A 17,212-nucleotide genomic window follows, 5' to 3' on the forward strand; every position below is an offset into this window, starting at 1 on the left:
AGCGGCTTCATGCGGATCTACCGTCCCTACTTCGTCGTGCGGCTGGACCAAGCTTCCCGAACCGGGAGCGGTGGGGGCCATGGGGGTGATACATCTTCCCGGCCGGGGGTTAACCCCACCCCCGCGCCCGGTCACCGGACGCCCGCCCGGGTGTCCACCGGCCGTCTTGCGGAGCGGGCAGGGTTCGGGCGGAGCGGAGCGGTCCCCTTAGACTCACGCTTTGGCCATGGTTGGGCCGGTGAGAGCAAACGTCGTAGAACTGTCTTGAGGGCGGGTTCACGGCCGAGGTGGAGGCGAAGGCATGGAGGGGAAGCACGCGGCTGCCGTCGCGGCCGACCCGGCGGTCGGCAGCGGCTACTTCGACGCGTACGCCGCGATGGGCCTGATGGCCGTCGTCGGGGTGCTCTTCGTCGCCGTGGCGTTCACCGCCAACCGGCTGCTGCGGCCCGTGGTGTACTCGCCCGAGAAACTCCTCGCCTACGAGTGCGGGGTGGACCCGGTGGGCGAGGACTGGGCGCACACCCAGATCCGCTACTACGTGTACGCCTTCCTGTACGTGATCTTCGCGGTGGACGCGATCTACCTGTTCCCCTGGGCGACCGTCTTCGCCACCGCCGGGTACGGCGCCGGGACGCTGATCGAGATGTTCCTGTTCATCGGCTTCCTCGCGGTCGGGCTGCTCTACGCCTGGAAGAAGGGCGTTCTGGAATGGACGTGACGCACTCCCACTCGCACGGCGGCGCACAGGGCGGTCCCGTCCCGCTCGGCCTGCCGGACCCCGCGCGCCCCGGCGCCGTCGAGCGCCGCGGCCTCGGCCCGCTGGCCCGGCTCGCGCCGGACCCGGTCAAGGTGGTGCTCAACTGGGGGCGCCGCTACAGCCTCTGGTGCTTCAACTTCGGGCTGGCCTGCTGCGCGATCGAGTTCATCGCCGCCTCGATGGCCAAACACGACTTCATCCGGATGGGTGTCATCCCGTTCGCGCCCGGACCCCGTCAGGCTGATCTGATGATCGTCTCCGGGACGGTCACCGACAAGATGGCGCCCGCCGTCAAGCGCCTCTACGAGCAGATGCCCGAGCCGAAGTACGTCATCTCCTTCGGCGCCTGCTCCAACTCCGGCGGCCCCTACTGGGACTCCTACTCGGTCACCAAGGGCGTGGACCAGATCATCCCGGTGGACGTCTACGTGCCCGGCTGCCCGCCGCGGCCGGAGGCGCTGCTCCAGGGCATCCTCAAGCTCCAGGAGAAGATCGCCGCCGAGTCCCTGCCGGACCGCTACACCGTGCCCGCGCCCGTGGCGGCGCTGCGCCGGCCGCTGGTGGCCGGGCCTTCGGGGGCTTCCGCGGCCGGTACCGCGAGCGGCTCCGCGGCAGGCTCCGCGCCCGGGACCGCGGCCGGTTCCGCGGCCGGCGCTTCGACCGAGGGAGGGGTCTCGTGACATCCGCCGAGCAGTACGCGGCGTCGGTCGGGGAGTGGGCGACCGGCGCCGAGGCGTACGGGCTGGTCACCGTCGACGTCCCCGCCGAGCACTGGACCGAGGCGCTCACCAACGCCCGGGACGTCCTGGGCCTGGGCTTCTTCGACTGGCTGAGCGCCGTCGACGAGCTCGCCGAGGGCTTCTCCGTGGTCGCCCACCTGGCCGCCGTCGAGGCGCCCGGCGTCCGGCACCTCGCGCTGCGCACCCGGGTGCCGCGCGACCGGGCCGCGCTGCCGACCGCCGTCCCGGTGTACGCCGGTGCCGCCTGGCACGAGCGCGAGACCCACGAGATGTTCGGCATCGACTTCCCCGGGCACCCCCACCTGGCCACCCTGCTGCTGCCGGACGGCTTCGAGGGGAACCCGCTGCGCAAGGAGTTCGTGCTCGCGGCCCGGGTCGCCAAGGACTGGCCGGGCGCCAAGGAGCCCGGCGAGTCCGACCACGGCGGCGGGCCGGCCCGGCGCAAGATGCAGCCGGCCGGTGTGCCGGACCCGAACGAGTGGGGGCCGCTCAAGGGCACCCTGCCGCCGGTCGCCGAGCGGCCCGCGCGCGGTGCGCGGGCGGCGGGGGCGGCGGCGCGGACGCCCCGCGCGGCTGCGGGCGCTGGTGCGGGCGCCGCTGGTGCGGCCGGTGCCGGTGCGGCTGCCGCGGGCGCCGAGGGCGGTGCCCCGGTGCGGGCGGACCGGCCGCGGCGGACCCGGTCGGTGTCGGAGGGGTCGGCGAGCCAGGCGGCCGCCGAGGCTCCCGCGGCCGCTCCGGCCGAGGGCACCCCGCCGGTGCGGGCGGACCGGCCGCGACGGACCCGGTCGGTGTCCGAGGGGTCGGCCAGTCAGACGGCCGCCGAGGCTCCCGCCGAACCGGCCGCCGAGCCGACGGCCGAGCCCGCGGCTCCCGTACGGCCCCGGCCTTCCGACGCGCCCCGGTCCTCCGACGCGCCCTGGCACAACCCGGTGCCCGCCCACGAGGAGAAGCCGTCGGGCGAGCCCGCCGAGCCCGGCAAGTTGGGCAAGCCGGTCGAGCAGAAGGACGAGACCTCGGCCGGACCGGCCGACCAGGACGGAGAAGGCGCGTGAACCTGCTCGACACGGTGCTGCGCTGCGTCGCCACCCTCGTCGTCTTCCTGGTCCTCCCGCTGGTCATCGGCCAGACCGAGCACAAGGTCATGGCGCACATGCAGGGCCGGCTCGGCCCGATGTACGCGGGCGGCTTCCACGGCTGGGCGCAGCTCGTCGCGGACGGCGTGAAGTTCGCGCAGAAGGAGGACATCGTCCCGGCCGGGGCGGACCGCCGGGTCTTCCAGCTGGCGCCCGCCGTCTCGCTGCTGCCGTACCTCTTCGTGCTGCTGGCGATCCCGGTCGGCCCGGACGGCTTCGTCGGCCAGGCGATCGACGCCGGGCTGTTCTTCGTGCTCGCCGTGATGGGCGTCGGCGTGATCGGCAAGCTGATGGCCGGCTGGGCCTCGGCGAACAAGTTCTCGCTGCTCGGCGGCCTGCGCACGGCCGCGCAGCTGATGTCGTACGAGCTGCCGCTGGTGCTGGCGGCGGCCTCGGTGGCGATGGCCGCCGGCACGCTGTCGCTGCCCGGGATCGTGGACGCCTGGGAGTGGTACTGGCTGCCCTGGCAGCTGATCGGGGCGTTCGTCTTCTTCACGGCCGGTCTGGCCGAACTCCAGCGCCCGCCGTTCGACATGCCGATCGCCGACTCGGAGATCATCTTCGGCGCGTACACCGAGTACACCGGCCTGCGGTTCGCCCTGTTCCTGCTGTCCGAGTACGTGGGCATCCTGGTGGTGTCCGCACTGACCGCGGTGCTCTTCCTGGGCGGCTGGCACGGACCGCTGCCGGACCAGCTCGGCTGGCTCTGGATGATCCTCAAGACCTTCGCGCTGGCCTTCGTGGTCATCTGGCTGCGGGTCACCTACCCGCGTCTGCGCGAGGACCAGCTGATGCGCTTCGCGTGGACGGTGCTGATCCCGCTCGCGCTGGTCCAGCTGGCCCTCACCGGCATCATCAAGGTGGCGATCTCATGAGTTTCCCCGGTATCGGGCTCGCCAAGGGCCTGGCCGTGACGCTGCGGACGATGACGAGGAAGAGCGTCACCGCGCAGTACCCCGACGTGCAGCCGGTGCTGCCGCCGCGTTCGCGCGGCGTCATCGCGCTGCTGGAGGAGAACTGCACGGTCTGCATGCTCTGCGCGCGCGAGTGCCCGGACTGGTGCATCTACATCGACTCCCACAAGGAGACGCTGCCGGCCGCCGAGCCGAACGCCCGGGCCCGTACCCGCAACGTGCTGGACCGGTTCGCCATCGACTTCTCGCTCTGCATGTACTGCGGGATCTGCATCGAGGTCTGCCCCTTCGACGCGCTGTTCTGGTCGCCGGAGTTCGAGTACGCGGAGACCGACATCCACGAGCTGACCCACGAGCGGGAGAAGCTCCGCGAGTGGATGTGGACCGTCCCCGCGCCGCCGGCGCTGGACCCGGCGGCCGAGGAGCCCAAGGAGATCGCCACCGCGCGCAAGACCGCGGACAAGCTGGCGGCCGCCGCCGCGGCGGCCCTCGAGGAGAAGGGTGACGACGCGTGACCGGTGCCACCACGCTTCTCGCGGCGACCGGCTCCCTGGAGCCGGCCGCCCGTTCGTTCCTGTCCCCGACCGGGCAGGAGATCGTCTTCCTGCTGGTCGGGATCGCCGTGCTCGGCTCGGCCGTGGTCTCGGTGACCACCCGGCAGCTGGTGCACGCCGCGCTCTGGCTGGTGGTCGCGCTCGGCGGGCTGGCGGTGGAGTTCCTGCTGCTCACGGCCGAGTTCATCGCCTGGGTGCAGGTGCTGATCTACCTCGGCTCGGTGGTCGTCCTGGTGCTGTTCGGGCTGATGCTCACCAAGGCGCCGATCGGGCGCTCGCCGGACGCCGACTCCAAGAACCGCTGGGTGGCCCTGGTCGTGGCGCTGGCCGCGGCCGGGACGCTGGTCACGCTGGTGGTCGACGCCTTCCGGACCTCCTGGATCGACCTCGGCCAAGGCGGCGGCTCGGCCGCCGTCACCGGGGCCAGCCTGTTCCGGCACTGGGTGCTGCCCTTCGAGGCGCTGTCCGTGCTGCTGCTGGCGGCGCTGGTCGGCGCGATCGTGCTGTCGCGCGGCTCGGGGCGGCGGGTGCCGCCGCCCCGGGCGGGCAGGCTGCGCGCCGGGCGGCCGGTCGGGTCCAACGGGACGGTCGCCGCGAACGCGGCCGCGAACGTGAACGCGACGACTACGGCCGCTCCCGCTGCTCCGTCCGCGCCGTCCGCGCCGTCCGCGTCGGAGGAGAGCTGATGCACCTCGCCTACCCCGCCGTCCTCGCCGCGCTGCTGTTCAGCGTCGGCGTGTACGGCGTGCTCGCCCGGCGCAACGCCGTCCTGGTGCTGATGTCCGTCGAGCTGATGCTCAACGCCGTCAACCTCAACCTGGTCGCCTTCGACGCGTGGCTGCGGGACTCGCTGCACGCCGGGCAGGCGCTCACCCTGTTCACCATCACCGTCGCCGCCGCCGAGGTCGGGCTGGGGCTCGCCATCGTCCTGCTGCTGTTCCGGGCCCGGGGCACCGCGGACATCGACCGGGCCACCGCGCTCGGCGACCCGGGCGAGGCGCTCGCCGTCGAGGAGACGCCGGTCGGCGCCGGGACGCCGACCGGAGCCGAGGCACTGAAGGGCCAGGCCGCCGCATGAACCTCGCCCTGCCCGTACTCGTCCCCGCGCTGCCCGCGCTCGGCGCCGCCGCGACCCTGGCCGTCGGCCGGAAGGCGCCCGGGCTGGCCCGGCCGCTGGCGATCGTCCCGGTCGCCGTCGCGGCCGTGCTTGCCCTGGTGGTCGCCCTCCAGCTCGGCACCGGCCGGACCCTGGACGCCGGCACCCGGCTCACCCCGACCGGCGGCCCGGACATCACGCTCGGCCTCCACCTGGACGGCTTCAGCTCGCTGATCTCCGTGCTGGTCGGCCTGGTCGCCACCTGCGTCCAGGTCTACTCGACCGCGTACCTCAAGGAGGACCCGCGCTACCCCTCGTACGCGGCGCTGGTCTCGCTGTTCACCGCGGCGATGTTCCTGGTGGTCTACTCGGGCGACCTGATCGTGCTGCTGGTCGGCTGGGAGGTCATGGGCCTGTGCTCGTACTTCCTGATCGGCCACCACTGGGAGACCGCGGACGCCCGCTCGGCCTCGCTGAAGGCCTTCCTGGTCACCAAGCTCGGTGACGTGCCGTTCCTGTTCGGGATCTTCCTGCTCGGCGCGGACGCCGGCAGCTTCCGCGTCCCGGACGTGCTGGCGGCCGCGACGGAGGGCCGGCTCGGGCACCCGACGCTGACCGCGCTGCTGCTGCTCGCCGGTGTGGCCGGCAAGAGCGCCCAGTTCCCGCTGCACACCTGGCTCCCGGACGCGATGGCCGGCCCGACCCCGGTGTCCGCGCTGATCCACGCCGCCACCATGGTCGCGGCCGGCATCTACCTGGTCGCCCGGCTGCTGCCGGTGTTCCTGCTGTCGGGCGCGGCGCTGGTCGTGCTCGCGGTGATGGCCGCCGTGACGATGATCGGCTCGGCGCTCTGCGCGCTCGCCCAGGACGACCTCAAACGGGTGCTCGCCTACTCCACCGTCGGCCAGCTCGGCTACATGGCCGGCGCGCTGGCCAGCGGGGACCGCGAGGCCTCGGTCTTCCACCTGGTCAGCCACGGCGCGTTCAAGGCGCTGCTGTTCCTGGCCGCCGGCGTGGTGATCCACGCCGCGCACACCAACTCGATCTCCGCGATGTCCCGCATGCCCGGGCTGCGCAAGCGGGTGCCGGACGCCTACTGGACGACGGGCATCGCGCTCGTCGCCCTGGTCGGGCTGCCGCCGTTCTCCGGCTTCTTCAGCAAGGAGGCGGTGCTGACCGCCGCCGAGCACGCCGCCAACGGCGAGGCGCTGACCAACGGGCTCGGCCCGGCCTCGGCGGTGCCGCAGGCGGCCGGGTGGATCGTGCTGATCTCCGCCGGGCTCACCGCGCTGCTCACCGCCGCGTACGCGACCAGGCTCTTCCTGCTGGCGTTCCACAGCCCGGCCGGGGCCGCCGTGCCGACGGCCGCGGCCGCCAAGGCCCGGGTCCAGGCCCTGGCACCGGCCGACCACGAGGCCGGCGCGCCGTACTCGCCCGAACTCGACGAGGCCGACCCGGCCACCGCCGAGCCGCCCGCGATGCGCTGGCCGCTCTGGGTGCTGGCCGTGCCGACCATGGGCTTCGGCATCGTCGGCCTGCGCTCGGACTGGCTGCCCGCGCTCCTGGACGGCGGCTCGCTGCGGCCCTCCGCGGTCACCGCCGTCACCGGGACCGGGCTCGCCGCGGTCGGCGTGATCGCCGCGTACGGCGCCTGGCGCTCGGCGACCGCCCGGCTGGGCACCGGCCGCCCGGCCCCGGCCGGAGGCTGGGGGAGGGTGCCCGAGCAGGGCGGAGCCCCGGCCGCCGAGGTGATCGTCGCCGACCCCGGGCGCACCCTGCTGGGCCCGCTGTTCGGCCCGGCCCGGCACGGCTTCGGCGTCGACCGGCTCTACCACGCGCTGTTCGTCCGCCCGGTGGGCGCCGCCGCGAAGCTGGTCCGCTTCCTCGACCGCGAGGTCGTCGAGACCTACGTGCGCGGCAGCGGAGCGGGCGCCAACCTGCTCGGCCGGGCCGTCCGGCTCGCGCAGACCGGCAACGCGCAGACGTACCTCAGCGCCCTGCTGGCCGGCGTCGTCCTGCTGGCCGTCCTGGTGGCGGTGTAGCCGGTGCTGCTGTCCTCGACCTCCGCCACCTCGACCGCTGCTGGGAGCCCCCGATGAACGCAGTCCTCATCGCCCTCCTGCTGCTGCCGCTGCTCGGCGCCGCACTCACCCTGGCGCCGGTGTTCGGGCCGGACCGGGCCGTGGCCGACCGGCGGGCGCTGCGGCTGAACACCGTCGTCACCGGCGCGGTGCTCCTGCTCGCCGTCGCCCTCGCGGCCGGCTTCGACCACGACGAACCCGCCCGGATGCAGGCCACCACCGACGTGTCCTGGATCCCGGCCCTGCACGTGCGCCTCCACCTCGGCGTGGACGGCGTCTCGCTGCCGCTGGTCGTGCTGACCGCGCTGCTCACCTTCCTCTGCGCGCTGTACTCGGAGAAGCGGCTGCCGGACGGGGAGACCGTGCCCTCGGCGCAGGCCTTCGTCGGGCTGTTCCTCCTGCTCGAGGTCGGCATGCTCGCCACCTTCGCGGTCCTGGACCTCCTGCTCTTCTTCCTGGCCTTCGAGATCGTGCTGATCCCGATGTACTTCCTGATCGCCCGCTGGGGGAGCGGCGCGAAGGTGCCGTCCGCCAACCGCTTCATCCTCTACACGCTGCTCGGCTCGGCCGTGATGCTGCTCGGCTTCCTGCTGATCGGCAGCAAGGCCGGCACCTTCGACATGCAGGCCCTGGCCGCCGCGCACGGCAGCGGCCTGAGCCACACCACCCAGGTGATCGCCGCGCTGGCGATCCTGGTCGGGCTCGCGGTCAAGGCCCCCGCCTGGCCGCTGCACAGCTGGCTCCCCGACGCGCACACCGCCGCCCCGACGGTGGGCTCGGTGCTGCTCGCCGGCGTGCTGCTGAAGATGGGCACCTACGGCCTGGTCCGCGTCCTCCTCCCGGTCGTACCGGACGGCGCCGCCACCCTGGCCCCCTACCTGGGAGCCTTCGCGGCCGTCGGCATCGTCTACGGCTCACTGGCCTGCCTGGCGCTGGCCCGCCCCGGCGCCAAGGGCGACCTCAAGCGCCTGATCGCGTACTCCTCCGTCGGCCACATGGGCTTCGTGCTGCTCGGCATCGCCTCCCTCACCCCGGTGGGCGTCAACGGCGCGCTGTTCGCCAACATCGCCCACGGCCTGATCACCGGCCTGCTGTTCTTCGTCGTCGGCGCGCTCAAGGACCGCTACGGCACGGCCGACCTCGACACCCTGGCCGGCACCACCGGCGCCGCCCTGTACGGCCGGGCCCCGCGGCTCGGCGTGCTGCTCGCCTTCGCCGCCGTCGCCAGCCTCGGGCTGCCCGGCCTGGCCGGCTTCTGGGGCGAGCTGCTCGCCATGTTCGGCGCGTTCGACCCGGCCGCCGGCCTGTCGCGCCCCGCGTTCGTCACCTACATGGTCCTGGCCGGCCTCGGCACCCTCCTCACCGCCGCGTACCTCCTGATCGTGGTCAAGCGCGTCTGCATGGGCGACCCCGAGCAGCCCGCCCCGGTGGCCGAGCTCGCCGACCTGCGCCCGTACGAGGCCGTCAGCTGGACGCCGCTGGCCGCGCTCACCCTGCTCGCCGGACTCTGGCCCGCGCTGCTGCTCGGCCTCTCCGACCCCGCCGTCAAGCACCTCCTCGGGGGTGGCTGACCGTGCTCGCAGCCCAGACCGCCGCACTCGGACCTCACTCCACGGGGCAGCACACTGTGACCTCCCTCGCCGTAGCCAACCCGGGCAGCCTGATCCAGTCCGTGGACTGGGTGGCGATCGCGCCCCCGCTGATCGCCGCCGTGGCCGCCCTCGCCGTGCTGCTCACGGACCTGTTCCTGCCCGAGCGGCACAAGAAGTGGCTCGGCCGCCTCACCGCGGCCGGACTCGCCCTCGCCCTCATCGCGCTCCTTCCCCTCACCGGATCGTCACCCCGCGCCACCTTCTGCGTGCAGAACGTAGCAGGGGGGTCCGACAACGGCGGCTGCTCGTACGTCGCCGACCACTTCGCCCTGGTGTTCCAGCTGCTCGCCCTCGGCGGCGCGCTGATCGCGGCGCTGCTGTCGACGCACACCGTGGAGGACGAGAAGCTGCCGCGCGGCGAGTACTGGTTCCTGCTGCTCTCCAGCGCCACCGGCGCCGCCCTGCTGCCCGCCTCCCGGGACCTCGCCACCATGGTGATCGCCCTGGAGGTCGCCTCGCTGCCCGCCTTCGCCCTGGTCGCGCTGCGCCGGGACGGCCGGGGCGCCGAGGCCGCGTTCAAGTTCTTCGTCTCCTCGGTGACCGCGACCGCCGTGATGCTGCTCGGCGTCGGCTTCGTCTACGCGGCGAGCGGCAGCCTGCACCTCGGCGCCGTCGCCCAGGGCCTGGAGCACGCCCCCGGACAGCTCAGGCCGCTGGCCGAGGCGGGCGCGGTGCTGACCCTGGTCGGCTTCGCCTTCAAGGTCGCCGCCGTCCCGTTCCACTTCTGGGTGCCCGACACCTACACCGGCGCCCCGCTGCCGGTGGCCGGCTACCTCTCGGTGGTCGGCAAGGCGGCCGGCCTGTCCGGGCTCGCGCTCGCCACCACCGTCGCCTTCCGCCCGTACGCCCACACCTGGGGCCTGGTGCTCGCGGTGCTGGCCGCCGTCACCATGACCGTCGGCAACGTCGGCGCGCTGCGGCAGCGCTTCGACACCCGGTACAGCGCGGTGCGGCTGCTCGCCTGGTCCTCGGTCGGCCAGGCCGGGTACCTGCTGGTGCCGCTCGCCGCGGCCGGCTACGCGCCCACCGGCGTCGACCCGCTCGGCGCCACCGCCGCGTACGCGCTGATCTACGGCGTGGTGAACCTCGGCGCCTTCGGGGTGGTCGCCGCCGTCGGCCGCCGGGCCGGGACCAGCGTGGACGACTTCCGCGGCCTGTTCGCCCGCAACCGCTGGACGGCGCTGGCGCTCGCCTTCTTCCTGCTCTGCCTGGCCGGGCTGCCGCCGGGCGTGGTCGGCCTGTTCGGCAAGGTCGTGGTGTTCCGCGCGGCGGTCGACGCCGGGCTGGGCTGGCTCGCCGTGGTGATGGCCGTCAATGTGGTCGTCGCCCTGTACTACTACCTGCTCTGGACGGCCCGGCTGTTCGCCCCGGCGGGCGACGCGCCCCTCGACGGGGCCGCCGCCGGGCACCGCCTGCCGGTGAGCCTCACCGCGACGCTCGGACTCACCGCCTCCGCCGCCGTGGTGCTCTCGGTGGCGCCGCAGCTGGTCCTCCAGGTGGCGGGCGGCTCGCTGTTCTGAGCCCGGGCCGGGCCGTGGTTCCGGGCCCTGGTCGGGCCGATCCGGGGGTGAGGCCGGGCCGCTCCGCCGTGACGGCCCGGTGACGGTGCGGTGGTACCGGGGGTGCGGCCCGGCGGTGTCACGTCGGTCACAAGGGAACAAGGTCCCCGGCCCCACCCGTTGACCGGGCAAGAGGGACGAGGCAGAAAGGGCTTCCCCACCGCACCATTGGAGGGCCTGACGTGCACAGCCGGCACAACGGACTGAGGACCGCCGTCCTGCTCGGAGGCCTCTCCGCGCTGATCCTGGTGATCGGCGGCCTCTTCGGCCGCACCGGCTTCGTGATCGCCCTGCTGGTCGCCCTCGGGACCAACGCCTACGCCTACTGGAACAGCGACAAGCTCGCGCTGCGGGCCATGCGGGCCCGGCCGGTCAGCGAGTTCGAGGCACCCGGGCTGTACCGGATCGTCCGCGAGCTCTCCACCTCCGCCCGCCAGCCGATGCCCCGCCTCTACATCTCCCCGACCCCGGCCCCGAACGCCTTCGCCACCGGCCGCAACCCGCGCAACGCGGCGGTCTGCTGCACCGAGGGCATCCTGGGGATCCTGGACGAACGCGAGCTGCGGGGCGTGCTCGGGCACGAGCTGAGCCACGTCTACAACCGGGACATCCTGATCTCCTCGGTGGCCGGGGCGCTCGCCTCGGTGGTGATGTTCCTGGTGAACTTCGCCTGGCTGGTGCCGTTCGGGCGCAGCGACGACGACGACGGCCCGGGGCTGTTCGGGATGCTCGCCATCATGATCCTCGGCCCGCTCGCGGCCGGGCTGATCCAGATGGCGGTCAGCCGTTCCCGCGAGTACCAGGCCGACGCCGACGGCGCCCGGATCACCGGGGACCCGCTCGCCCTCGCGAACGCCCTGCGCAAGCTCGACGCGGGCACCCGCCAGCTGCCCCTGCCGCCCGAGCCGCAGCTCCAGACCGCGAGCCACATGATGATCGCCAGCCCGTTCCGGCCCGGCGAGGCCGGTGCGCGGCTCTTCTCCACCCACCCGCCGATGGCCGAGCGGATCGCCCGCCTGGAGCGGATGGCGGGCGGGCGGGTCTAGGGCCCCGGGGCGTCAGTCCGCGAGCTCCTCGTACGCGAGCCGCAGCCGGTGGACGCCCTCGGCGACCTGGGCGGAGCTCTCGGCGGCGGCGTAGCTGAGCCGGAGGTGGGGGGCCGGGGGCTCGGCGGGGTGGTACGGGCGGCCGGGGGAGAGCTGGACGCCGGCGCGCAGGGCGGCCCTGGCGAGGGTGGTGTCGTCGACGCCGTCGGGGAAGCGCAGCCACAGGTGGTAGCCGCCGGGGCGGTGGGTGCCGACGACGCCGGGCAGCTCGCGGTGCAGGGCGGCGACGGCGGCGGTGCGGCGGTCGCGCAGTTCGGCGCCGAGGGTGCGCAGGTGGCGGGCCCAGGCGGGGTCGGAGACCAGCTCCAGGGTGGCCTCCTGGAGCGGCCGGGGCACGAAGAAGCTGTCCACCACCTGGGTGGCCCGCAGCCGGGCCAGCGCCGGGCCGCGCGCGGTGAGGGCGCCGACCCGCAGGTTGGGGGAGGCAGCCTTGGTCAGCGAGCGCAGGTGCACCACGACCCCGTCCCGGTCGTCGGCGGCGAGCGGGCGCGGCAGCGCGGGGGCGTCCGCGTGGACCAGCAGCCGGGCGAAGTCGTCCTCGACCACGAAGGCCCCGGCCGCCCGGGAGATCCGCAGCACCTCCTCCCGCCGTACGGGCGACAGCACCGCGCCGGTGGGGTTCTGGAACAGCGGCTGGCAGAGGAAGACCCGCGCCCGGGTGGCCGCGAAGGCCTCCGCCAGCAGGTCGGTGCGCACGCCGTCGGCGTCGACCGGCACCGGGACGGGCCGCAGCCCGGCCGCCCGGACGACCGCCAGGATGCCCGAGTACGTCGGCGACTCCACCAGCACCGGCGAGCCGGGCGCGGCGAGCGCCCGCATGGCGACGGTCAGCCCGCTCTGCCCGCCGGCGGTGATCAGGACGTCCCCGGCGCCGATCGGCCCGCCGTGGCCGCCGATGTCGCGGGCGAACCAGCCGCGCAGTTCGGTCAGCCCGTCGGTGGGCGGGCGGTCCCAGGCGCCCGGCCGCCGGCCGGCCCGGGCGAGGACGGCGGCGAGCAGCCGTTCGGGCAGCAGCGAGGCGTGCGGGTAGCCGCTGTTGAGGTCGATGACGTCGGGCGCGGGCACCCGGAGGGTGTCGAACACCGGGGCGGCGAGCAGGTCGCGCGGGCCGGAGTCGGCGCTGAGCGCGATCTCCTGCCAGGAGAGGTCGCCGGTCCGGCCGGCCGGCGGGGCGGGGACGGCCGGGGCAGCGGCGAAGGCGGCCGCCCGGAACACCCCGGCGCCCGGCCGGGAGACCACGAGCCCCTCGGCGACGAGCACCGCGATGGCCCGGGAGACCGTCACGGGCTGACCTGGTGGCGTTCCACCAGCGCCCGGCTGGCAGGCAGTTTCCGCCCCTCCGGGTAGCGCTCCACTTCCCGCCGCAGGATGTCGGCGAGTTCGGTCACGCTGCTACGCTCGTTCATGACGGCACAAGATAGCGCTATCCGCCCGAAGGCGATAGCACCTCGACCGGCCCCCGCTTCCGGCACCGCCCTCGCGGCCCTCGGGGTGGCCTCCTTCTCGCTCACCTTCCCCGCCACCGCGTGGGCCCTGACCGGCTTCGGCCCGTGGACCGCGACCGGTCTGCGCGGCGTCCTGGCCGCTGTGCTGGCCGCGCTCTACCTGCTGGCCGTCCGCGCCCGGCCGCCGCGGCGGGGGCAGTGGCCCGGGCTGCTGGTGGTCTCGGCCGGCTGCGTCCTCGGCTTCCCGCTGCTCACCACGCTCGCCCTGCGCACCTCCTCGACCGCCCATTCGGCGGTGGTCATCGGCGTGCTGCCGCTGGCCACGGCGGTGGTCTCGGCGCTGCGCACCGGCCGCCGGCCGTCCGGGGCGTTCTGGGCGGCGGCGCTCGCCGGGGCCGCGGCGGTGCTCGCCTTCACCCTGGTCCAGAGCCACGGCCGGCCGACCGCCGCGGACCTCTACCTCTTCGTGGCGGTGCTGCTCTGCGCCGCCGGGTACGCCGAGGGCGGGCGGCTCTCCCGGGACCTGCCGGGCGGACAGGTGATCGCCTGGGCGGTGCTGGTCGCGCTGCCCGCGACGCTGCTGACCGCCGTGCTCGGGCTGGGCGCCGAGCCGGTCCGGTTCGGGGCGAAGGCGCTGGCCGGGCTGGCGTACACGGCGGCGGTCTCGCAGCTCGGCGGGCTCGTGCTCTGGTACCGGGGGATGGCCGCGATCGGGGTGCCGAGGGCCAGCCAGCTCCAGCTCGCGCAGCCGCTGCTGACGCTGGTCTGGTCGGTGCTGCTGCTCGGCGAGCACCTGCCGGCCGCGGCGCCGGTCACCGCGGTGGTGGTGCTGGTCTGCATCGCGGTGACCCAGCGGGCCCGGAGCTGACCAGGCGGGCGGCACCGGCCCCGGAGCGGAGCGGCGCCGTACGCCCCCGAACCCTCGCTCCGACCGGATCGGCGCGGCCCCGCGCTCGTTAGGATGAACCCGCGCCCGCCGGTCCGGGCGCGGCATCCGGAGGGAGTGGGCCGTCATGGCAGACCAGAGGCACGCCCCGACGGCCGGGGACGCGCCGCCCCGACGACGAGGCCAGGGCGAGCTGGAGGCGCAGGTGCTCGCGGTGCTCCAGCAGGCGCCCGGCCCGGCCGCCGCGGGGTGGGTCCAGGAACGCTTGGAGGGCGATCTGGCGTACACCACCGTGATGACCATCCTGTCCCGGCTGCACGCCAAGAACGCCGTGACCCGGACCCGCGCCGGCCGTTCCTACCTGTGGCAGGCCTCCGCGGACGCCGCCGGGCTGGCCGCGCTGCGGATGCGCCGGATGCTCGACGGGGAGGCCGACCGGGACGCGGTCCTGGCCAGTTTCGTCAGCGCGCTGCTGCCGCACGACGAGGAACTGCTGCGGGCGCTGCTGGACGCCGCGTCCGCCGATCCGGCGGCGCCCGACCGTGAGAGCTGACCCGTGGGCTTCTTCGTCTTCCTCCCGCTCGTCCTGCCGCTCACCGCGGTCCCGATCGCGCGCCTGACCGAGCAGCACCTGCATCCGCGCGGCGCGGCCCGGCTGATGACCGTGATCAGCGCGGTGATGGCGGTGTGCAGCGTGCTCTGCCTCGGACTGATCGGCGTGGTGGGCACCGCGCAGATCCCCGGCAACCCGCTGCCGGACAGCTGGTCCGACCCGGAGGTGCGGGCCGCGCTGCCGTACCACGAGACGGTCGGCACGGCCGCGATGTGGCTGCTGGCCCTGGTGGTCCTGGCCTGCGCCCGGACGGTCGTCCGGCACCTGCGGGTGCGGAACCGGGCCCGCCGGGCGCTGAGCGGGCTGCCCGCGGAGCCGGGGGAGTCCGGCGACCTCGCGGTGCTGCCGGACCACAGCCCGTACGCCTACGCGCTGCCCGGCTCGCCCGGCCGGGTGGTGGTCTCCACCGGGATGCTGGCCGGCCTGGCCGCCGACGAGCGCGAGGCGCTGCTCGCGCACGAGCGGGCGCACCTGCGCCACCGGCACCACCGGTACCTGCTGACCACCCAGCTCGCTGCCTGCGTCAACCCGTTCCTGCGGCCGCTGCAGCACGCGGTGGCGTTCAGCGCGGAGCGGTGGGCGGACGAGGAGTCGGCGCAGGCCGTGGGGGACCGCCGGATCACCGCGCGAGCGGTGGCCCGGGCGGCGCTGGTCTCGCACGCCGCCCCGGCCCCCGGCTTCGCGGCCTTCGCGACGCCGACCGCGGCGGCGGCCGCCGCCGGCCCGGTGCCGCGCCGGGTCGCCGCGCTGCTCGGCCCGGTGCCGACCTCCCGCAACTGGCCGCCGGCCAAGACCCCGGCGGGCCTGGCGGCGATGGTCGCGGCGATCGGCACGGCGGTGTCGGCGCTGTGCGCGCTGAACGCCGCCGTGGCCCTGCTGGTGGTGCTCAAGGCCGTCACCCCGCTGTAGCGGCCGCCCGGCCAGGCCTGTCAGGGCGGCTCAGAGCGTCGCGGCCAGCTCGTCGAGGGCGGCCTCGGCCGCCGCCAGCGACTCGGCGGCGAGCGGCTGGAGGGCGTTCAGCGCCGGGACGTCCGCGGCCCTGGTGAGCTCGGCGGTGACCACGTGCAGGTGCTCCGGCGCGACCCCGATCCGGTCGAAGTACGCCCGCAGGTACGGGACCTGGAAGTCGCAGTGGGCGCGCGGAGTGCCCGGTGCGTAGCCGCCGCCGCGGACGGCGACGACCACCACGCGGGTGTCGCGCAGCAGCGGCTCGCCGGTCTCCGGGTCGTGGTGGACGCCGGGGAAGGTGACCCGGTCGATCCACGCCTTGAGGCCGGCCGAGACGGTGTAGTTGTACATCGGGCTGCCGACCAGCAGGGTGCCGGCGGCCCGCAGCTCTTCGATCAGCGGGCGGCTGAGCGTCCACTCGTGCGCCTCGTCCGGCCCTTCGGCGAGGCGGCCGATGTCGTCCAACGGGAGTATCCCCTTGCGCTCGGTGCGGCGGCCGAGGGCGTCGTAGGCGGCGCGCACCGGGGGCACCGGGTCGGCGGCGAGGTCGCGGTACCGGTACCGGTCCCGGCCGGCGGTGCCGTGCCGGGCGTGCCAGGCGTCGGCGAAGCGGGCGGTCAGGGCGCGGCTGACCGAGCCGGACGGGCTGATGCTGGAGTCCAGGTGGAGCAGCGTGGTGGAGGTCATGGTGGTCTCCCGGTCACCTCGGAGGAGGACGGATCGTCATAGCGGTGACGGGCCGCGCCGAGGAAAGGTGACCGATGGACCGGGACGCGATGTCGGGAGCGGCGGCCGGGGCGGCGGCGGCCCCGGGGCGGCGGGCCGAGGCGCCGGAGGAGCGCTTCGAGGCCGAGCGCGGCCGGCTGCGGGCGATCGCCCAGCGGATGCTCGGCTCGACCGGCGAGGCCGAGGACGCCGTGCAGGAGGCCTGGCTGCGGCTGGTCCGCACCGGTCCGGCGGAGATCGACAACCTGCCCGGCTGGCTGACCACGGTGGTCTCCCGGATCTGCCTGGACCTGCTGCGGGCCCGTGCCGCGCGCCGCGAGGAGCCGGCCGACGAGGCGCTGCCGGAGGCGGCGGGCGGCGGCCCGGAGCCGGAGCGGGAGGCGCTGCTGGTCGAGTCGGTGGGCCGGGCGCTGCTCGTGGTGCTGGACCGGCTGGGCCCGGCCGAGCGGGTCGCCTTCGTGCTGCACGACGGCTTCGCGGTGCCCTTCGACCAGATCGCGCCGATCGTCGGGCGGACCCCGGTGGCCGCGAAGAAACTGGCCAGCCGGGCCCGGCAGCGGGTCCGCGGGACGGCCGCGCTGCCCCCGGAGCCGCTGGCCGGGCACCGGCGGGTGGTGGAGGCCTTCCTGGCCGCCGCCCGGGGCGGGGACCTGGCCGACCTGCTGGCCGTCCTGGCGCCGGACGTGGTGCGCCGGGCCGATCCGGCGGCGCTGCCACCGGGCCGCGCCCTGGTGGCCCGGGGCGCGCAGGCCGTCGCCCGGGAGACCACGGTCTTCGGCCGCCGGGCCCGGTACGGCGCGGTGGCCCTGGTGGACGGGGTGCCCGGGATCCTGATCGCCCCGGACGGGCGGCTGCGGCTGGTGCTGCGGATGGCGGTCGCGGACGGCCGGGTGGCCGGCTACGAGGTGGTGGCCGACCCGGCCCGGCTCGCCGCGCTCGACCTGGCCGTGCTGCCGCTGCCCGGGTGAGTGCCGCCGGGGTGGGCGCTGCGGCGGGGCACGG

General features: G+C 75.1%; 16 protein-coding genes and 1 pseudogene. 15 read left to right on the forward strand and 2 right to left on the reverse strand.

Annotation, left to right across the window (positions count from 1 at the left end; all coding sequences use genetic code 11):
* Positions 1 to 301 precede the first annotated feature (301 nt).
* From ACFVXH_RS12790 to htpX, 11 genes are all read left to right on the forward strand, one after another.
* Entirely contained in the window at positions 302 to 718 is a 417-nt protein-coding gene (locus tag ACFVXH_RS12790; RefSeq protein ID WP_049657666.1) for an NADH-quinone oxidoreductase subunit A, read from the forward strand.
* Positions 709 to 1,437, forward strand: a complete 729-nt coding sequence (locus tag ACFVXH_RS12795) for an NADH-quinone oxidoreductase subunit B (RefSeq protein ID WP_387822789.1) — start codon at positions 709 to 711, stop codon at positions 1,435 to 1,437. The genes ACFVXH_RS12790 and ACFVXH_RS12795 overlap by 10 nt, the downstream gene beginning before the upstream one ends.
* Positions 1,434 to 2,549, forward strand: coding sequence for an NADH-quinone oxidoreductase subunit C (locus tag ACFVXH_RS12800; protein WP_387822792.1), 1,116 nt, complete (start codon positions 1,434 to 1,436; stop codon positions 2,547 to 2,549). The genes ACFVXH_RS12795 and ACFVXH_RS12800 overlap by 4 nt, the downstream gene beginning before the upstream one ends.
* Positions 2,546 to 3,505, forward strand: coding sequence for an NADH-quinone oxidoreductase subunit NuoH (gene nuoH / locus ACFVXH_RS12805; RefSeq protein WP_369808373.1), 960 nt, complete (start codon positions 2,546 to 2,548; stop codon positions 3,503 to 3,505). The genes ACFVXH_RS12800 and nuoH overlap by 4 nt, the downstream gene beginning before the upstream one ends.
* On the forward strand, positions 3,502 to 4,059 hold the full coding sequence (locus ACFVXH_RS12810; RefSeq protein ID WP_380741640.1) for a NuoI/complex I 23 kDa subunit family protein: 558 nt from the start codon (positions 3,502 to 3,504) through the stop codon (positions 4,057 to 4,059). The genes nuoH and ACFVXH_RS12810 overlap by 4 nt, the downstream gene beginning before the upstream one ends.
* Entirely contained in the window at positions 4,056 to 4,784 is a 729-nt protein-coding gene (locus ACFVXH_RS12815) for an NADH-quinone oxidoreductase subunit J (RefSeq protein ID WP_074003993.1), read from the forward strand. Before ACFVXH_RS12810 ends, ACFVXH_RS12815 begins: the two co-directional genes overlap by 4 nt.
* Positions 4,784 to 5,176 carry an NADH-quinone oxidoreductase subunit NuoK gene (nuoK, locus tag ACFVXH_RS12820; RefSeq protein ID WP_049660586.1) on the forward strand — a complete coding sequence of 131 codons (393 nt, stop codon included), beginning with the start codon at positions 4,784 to 4,786 and terminating at the stop codon, positions 5,174 to 5,176. The genes ACFVXH_RS12815 and nuoK overlap by 1 nt, the downstream gene beginning before the upstream one ends.
* Entirely contained in the window at positions 5,173 to 7,236 is a 2,064-nt protein-coding gene (locus ACFVXH_RS12825) for an NADH-quinone oxidoreductase subunit L (protein WP_387822797.1), read from the forward strand. The genes nuoK and ACFVXH_RS12825 overlap by 4 nt, the downstream gene beginning before the upstream one ends.
* Positions 7,237 to 7,289: 53 nt before the next feature.
* Entirely contained in the window at positions 7,290 to 8,846 is a 1,557-nt protein-coding gene (locus ACFVXH_RS12830; protein WP_049656601.1) for a NuoM family protein, read from the forward strand.
* Between the two features lie 56 nt (positions 8,847 to 8,902).
* On the forward strand, positions 8,903 to 10,447 hold the full coding sequence (locus ACFVXH_RS12835) for an NADH-quinone oxidoreductase subunit N (protein ID WP_387822800.1): 1,545 nt from the start codon (positions 8,903 to 8,905) through the stop codon (positions 10,445 to 10,447).
* A gap of 221 nt (positions 10,448 to 10,668) precedes the next feature.
* Positions 10,669 to 11,532 carry a zinc metalloprotease HtpX gene (gene htpX, locus ACFVXH_RS12840; protein ID WP_117488274.1) on the forward strand — a complete coding sequence of 288 codons (864 nt, stop codon included), beginning with the start codon at positions 10,669 to 10,671 and terminating at the stop codon, positions 11,530 to 11,532.
* A gap of 12 nt (positions 11,533 to 11,544) precedes the next feature.
* Here the strand turns inward: htpX and ACFVXH_RS12845 are convergent.
* Positions 11,545 to 12,998: pseudogene (locus ACFVXH_RS12845) on the reverse strand (PLP-dependent aminotransferase family protein).
* Here ACFVXH_RS12845 and ACFVXH_RS12850 point away from each other — a divergent pair.
* The 3 genes from ACFVXH_RS12850 (at position 12,997) to ACFVXH_RS12860 (ending at position 15,445) form a co-directional block, all read left to right on the forward strand.
* Positions 12,997 to 13,905 carry a DMT family transporter gene (locus ACFVXH_RS12850; RefSeq protein ID WP_387822803.1) on the forward strand — a complete coding sequence of 303 codons (909 nt, stop codon included), beginning with the start codon at positions 12,997 to 12,999 and terminating at the stop codon, positions 13,903 to 13,905. The pseudogene ACFVXH_RS12845 and the gene ACFVXH_RS12850 sit on opposite strands and share 2 nt — an antisense overlap.
* A gap of 145 nt (positions 13,906 to 14,050) precedes the next feature.
* The gene (locus ACFVXH_RS12855) at positions 14,051 to 14,476 is read left to right on the forward strand and encodes a BlaI/MecI/CopY family transcriptional regulator (RefSeq protein ID WP_049656591.1); all 426 of its coding nucleotides are present in this window, start codon (positions 14,051 to 14,053) and stop codon (positions 14,474 to 14,476) included.
* 3 nt (positions 14,477 to 14,479) lie between these two features.
* Positions 14,480 to 15,445 (forward strand): M48 family metalloprotease, encoded by a 966-nt coding sequence (locus ACFVXH_RS12860; RefSeq protein ID WP_375876934.1) that lies wholly within the window; start codon positions 14,480 to 14,482, stop codon positions 15,443 to 15,445.
* A gap of 30 nt (positions 15,446 to 15,475) precedes the next feature.
* Here ACFVXH_RS12860 and ACFVXH_RS12865 read toward each other — a convergent pair whose 3' ends face one another.
* Complete coding sequence (locus tag ACFVXH_RS12865) at positions 15,476 to 16,171, reverse strand: NAD(P)H-dependent oxidoreductase (RefSeq protein ID WP_049661113.1); 696 nt, start codon at positions 16,169 to 16,171, stop codon at positions 15,476 to 15,478.
* Between the two features lie 74 nt (positions 16,172 to 16,245).
* Here ACFVXH_RS12865 and ACFVXH_RS12870 point away from each other — a divergent pair, with 74 nt between their 5' ends.
* Complete coding sequence (locus ACFVXH_RS12870) at positions 16,246 to 17,178, forward strand: sigma-70 family RNA polymerase sigma factor (RefSeq protein WP_375876932.1); 933 nt, start codon at positions 16,246 to 16,248, stop codon at positions 17,176 to 17,178.
* Positions 17,179 to 17,212: the final 34 nt, after the last annotated feature.

Source organism: Kitasatospora sp. NPDC058184, from assembly GCF_042883725.1.
Taxonomy (GTDB): Bacteria; Actinomycetota; Actinomycetes; order Streptomycetales; family Streptomycetaceae; genus Kitasatospora.

Coding starts and splice junctions, on each gene's coding strand:
- ACFVXH_RS12790 (WP_049657666.1), top strand. CDS start 302: ATGGAGGGGAAGCACGCGGCTGCCGTCGCGGCCGACCCGGCGGTCGGC.
- ACFVXH_RS12795 (WP_387822789.1), top strand. CDS start 709: ATGGACGTGACGCACTCCCACTCGCACGGCGGCGCACAGGGCGGTCCC.
- ACFVXH_RS12810 (WP_380741640.1), top strand. CDS start 3,502: ATGAGTTTCCCCGGTATCGGGCTCGCCAAGGGCCTGGCCGTGACGCTG.
- nuoK (WP_049660586.1), top strand. CDS start 4,784: ATGCACCTCGCCTACCCCGCCGTCCTCGCCGCGCTGCTGTTCAGCGTC.
- ACFVXH_RS12825 (WP_387822797.1), top strand. CDS start 5,173: ATGAACCTCGCCCTGCCCGTACTCGTCCCCGCGCTGCCCGCGCTCGGC.
- ACFVXH_RS12830 (WP_049656601.1), top strand. CDS start 7,290: ATGAACGCAGTCCTCATCGCCCTCCTGCTGCTGCCGCTGCTCGGCGCC.
- ACFVXH_RS12850 (WP_387822803.1), top strand. CDS start 12,997: ATGACGGCACAAGATAGCGCTATCCGCCCGAAGGCGATAGCACCTCGA.
- ACFVXH_RS12855 (WP_049656591.1), top strand. CDS start 14,051: ATGGCAGACCAGAGGCACGCCCCGACGGCCGGGGACGCGCCGCCCCGA.
- ACFVXH_RS12865 (WP_049661113.1), bottom strand. CDS start 16,171: ATGACCTCCACCACGCTGCTCCACCTGGACTCCAGCATCAGCCCGTCC.
- ACFVXH_RS12870 (WP_375876932.1), top strand. CDS start 16,246: ATGGACCGGGACGCGATGTCGGGAGCGGCGGCCGGGGCGGCGGCGGCC.